The sequence below is a fragment of the bacterium genome, assembly GCA_023145965.1.
GTDB lineage: Bacteria > UBP14 > UBA6098 > UBA6098 > UBA6098 > UBA6098.
Genome location: JAGLDC010000128.1, coordinates 1 through 3,331 on the forward strand (window position 1 = coordinate 1; position 3,331 = coordinate 3,331).

Consider the following 3,331-nt stretch of genomic DNA (forward strand, 5'->3'; position numbering starts at 1 on the left):
CCCCTGTAACACCATAGATCATTCCTGATTCACTGTTTGCTACGCCATATATACCTGCGGAACCATCGGATGTTCCACTCGAAATTCCTTTGACCCCATAAACCATGCCAGATACACAATTCGCGATTCCCTTCACGCCAGCGGCAGAATCGCCGCAGGCTTCGGTAACTCCGATGAGACCGTTTCCGGAACCGGTGGTCGATGTTGCCGTTCCGGTGAGTCCCGTGCCGTCGGTGCCTGTGGCCTCGGCTTCGAGAGAGCTTTCTCCAGCCCCGTTTCCGTTGAAATTAGTAGGGGACATGTATGTACGATTACCAAATGCATCGACCTTGAATACCTCGCCCCCTAATGAGTTTTCGACGATGAGATTGCCGATTATTTTCGCCGCAAAGCCGATCAGATCGTCGTTTCTCGCTTTTATCGCATTTCCGGCACCGGCTGCTTCTGCCTCGATACCGTTCTGGTCGTCGTCGCCCTGGTTAACGACCACTCCGGGTTGGCCGGCATTGCCTTTTATTACAACACGGTTGCCGACGCCGCCTCCCTTCGCGATTTGCAACTCGCCCGGATCGACGACATTGCCTACGATCAGAGGATTCAGTGGCGCACTGGGCGGGCTGCTTATTCTGATTTTATTGCTATCCGGAATCTCTATTATCTCAATATTCGTTCCCTCGACAAGCTCGATATTGCCGGTTATAGAATCCGGCGAAACCGCGTTGACGCTTTCGAGATAAAGGCCTGTCTGCACACTCTCGGCAACCGTTGCGGAGAAGGAATATGGCGATGTAGATAAAATCATTCGAGGTATAAGGATGTTCCCGTCGATCTCGATTTCTAACCAATACTGTTCATCGAACGGAACTTCGATTGGATTAACGGATCCGAGCATGACATCGAAAAAGCCATGCACGACGGAAATCTCGTTTAGATCTTCGTAACTTTCGCCCCAAAGCGAATCGCCGTCGGTTTCAGCATCGTAAAAACGAAACTTCATGGGAAGTTCATCGTTGATACCGACGCCGCCGATGTCGGTCAGCTTGCCCTGATAATGAATTGTAGCCCCGATACCCGGCGATGCGGCCAGCATAATCGCAATGCCCACTACGATTACGCCAAACATTTTACTCGATAATCTCATTTTCCATCCTTTTTGTAGTTGGCAATATGAAACATCAAAATATAAATTATTAATTCTTAGACAAGAAAATTTTTCAAATAATAATATCGAGACCTGCTGAAAACGATTTAAGAGTGAAAGGCAATCGTCATTCCCGTGAGGCTTGTCCCCGCGAAAGCGGGGAGCGGAAATCCAGAAATATAAATATTCGACATCGACGGCAGAATCGTTTATATAACGCCCGTAGAGGCGACCGACCGGTCGGCTTTTTTGCCCGTCATTTCGAGCGAAGCGTCGCAATCTTTCCACTCGAACTACCCCGTCGTTTCGATACGGCCTTTCGGCCTACTCAACGACCGGTGACTGAGCCTGCGATGTCCTGAGCCTGTCGGAGTCATCATAATATACAGCGAAACCGGGTGCTTCGAGTATAACCGATTGCGCCGAATCCGCACCGGGAGCGGAATAATCGAAACAATATTCCAGCGCGTTATCCATTCCCACGCGGGCATAGACCGAATCGACCGATGTTGTTAAATCGCTGGTCAGTGTATCGTTGCCGGGGATAGATATATCCAATACTGTGCTATCATAATCGCTGTAATCAACCGTAATTGAATATGAGGAATCCGTAAACTGCTGGTCCAGTGTAACCCATGTCTGCGCTTGAATAACGCTCGCGAAAACTAAAACGAAAGTAACCATAAACAAGTAATGATTTTTCATTTTACGCTCCTTATTTTATTAGAACAACCTTTTTAGTATCTAAGATATTTCCTGCTTTATCTTTCGCAATCGCAAAATAAATACCTGAATTCATGCTATGCTCCCCCAGTTCTATCGACGGCCATAGCATAGTATTATCTTCTCTTTTTGCCCGGTCGATAATACGACCTGTTATATCGTAAATGGCTATATTTAAAACCAATGGGGAAGTTCTTATTTGGCAAGTTATATTAAATGGATTGGGATATATATTGATATGCTCCTTTTTTATAAAATGAATACCGTCATTTTCAGATATGGTATTCACAATTGTGTCATTGTAGATCCTAACTACATCGTAATTCCAATATCCTGTAGGTGCTGCAGTATCCGGGATTGAGTTAAGAAACGCATGCATATAAGTCCCCGGTGTAGTTTCCATACAATTATATTGCCCCCATAGCCTGGGTTCGATTTCCAATGTATCGACATCAAGTTCCGTGCTATCGAACCATAAAACCAGGTAAAAACTTTCTGATGAATTTTTCACGATAAGACCAATTGGATTAGCCAGCTCTCTCGATTTTAATGAAATAAAGCCGCAACTACGCCACGGAGCGTGAGGATATGTATACAGAGTATCAATAGAACCAGTGGAATCGATTTTCCAGAAATACCACGTCGTATCTGGTGTATCAAGATTAAACATCTCGTAACAATATAGCGATAGGTCCTCCCGTGATATATTGGATTGAACATTTCCGACATTAGGAATAGACCATAAAACTCTTTCCGTTGCATCAGCAAACTCGGAAAGCCGCCGAGTAATGGAATCCGATGTTACCGGGTAAATGTAGGATAAATAGAATCTATCCGCAATCCAAAAGAAATCTCTCACATACGCATCATGCCACGGGGGAAAACCGATTTTTATTACCGTGTCCGGAACAGAAATATCCGGATAGATAAAGAACGTATCTGTTCCCATAAAATTCACCTTAAAAAGAACCGAAAGGCGGTCGTCATCCCGGACACAGGGAAAGACGTAGACCATAAACAACGAAGAAGAATCAAAAGGCATCGATATCCTATCGACATCGAAAGAAACACCGTCATAACTAATAATGAATCCGCCTTCGTTCATAATGTATAATGGAAATACGATTTCCCCCGTTGATTTGACTAGATTATTGAAAACCTCTGGGTAACGAAACATCCTGCCATGATCTTCGGGAAGAGATAGGATTGGACCAATCGTATCGAATCTTACCGTAGTTTGGTCATAAACGAAAGCATAAGTATAAGCCGTGTCTCGCGACGAATCCCAAAAACCGCCGCTGAACGCTATACAATTCCCCGCAGAGTCCATATAAACGGCTGCCCCTTGCCTTTCGAACCAGTTCGATTCATCCCAGATAACAATCGGGTCCGTCCAATCCGCCCAAAGACCACCAGCCAAAACCAGGAGAACAACAAAGCTGAAAATTAAATTTGCGTGTTTCATCT

3 protein-coding genes are annotated in these 3,331 nt (G+C 45.0%); all 3 read right to left on the bottom strand.

Features of this window, described 5'->3' with window-relative positions:
* On the bottom strand, positions 1-1,141 hold a 1,141-nt coding region (locus tag KAH81_10335), incomplete at its 3' end, for a hypothetical protein (GenBank protein ID MCK5834050.1).
* A gap of 324 nt (positions 1,142-1,465) precedes the next feature.
* A complete protein-coding gene (locus KAH81_10340) occupies positions 1,466-1,846 on the bottom strand; it encodes a hypothetical protein (protein MCK5834051.1) in 381 nt (126 codons plus the stop codon).
* Between the two features lie 10 nt (positions 1,847-1,856).
* Positions 1,857-3,331: T9SS type A sorting domain-containing protein (locus tag KAH81_10345; GenBank protein ID MCK5834052.1), on the bottom strand; the 1,475-nt coding region annotated here is incomplete at its 5' end.